General features: G+C 50.1%; 1 protein-coding gene. It reads right to left on the reverse strand.

Annotation, left to right across the window (positions count from 1 at the left end):
* Positions 1–369 (reverse strand): hypothetical protein (locus ICL55_RS34970; RefSeq protein WP_188106720.1); only part of this gene is annotated, 369 nt, incomplete at both ends.

The following is a 369-nucleotide window of genomic DNA, read 5'->3' on the forward strand; positions in this document are numbered from 1 at the left end:
ATCGCTTTGTTGGTGACAGTAGCAGTAGGCATGGACCTTACAATCACCACCTGGTCGTCGGATACCTCACAGACACCGTTTGTCACGGTCACTTTGTAGGTGTTGTTTCCAATTACAGTAGGCGTGTGGGTGATAGATACCTTGTCATCAGTACCAGGGATGGCTACGCCGTCCAGGGTCCATCTGATCTTATAGCCATTGTTGCTGTTGCCGATAGACAGGGTAGTGGTAGCACCTTTACAGATCTGGTCTGGTACGGCTGTAATCTGCACAGTCGGATTAGCGTCGATCTGTACGGAGAACGGTACATCTTTGGTACAACCTGCATTGCTGCCATCCTGCACGGTGAGGATGAAGTCGTAAGTACCA

Source organism: Chitinophaga varians (assembly GCF_014529945.1).
GTDB classification, from domain to species: Bacteria; Bacteroidota; Bacteroidia; order Chitinophagales; family Chitinophagaceae; genus Chitinophaga; species Chitinophaga varians.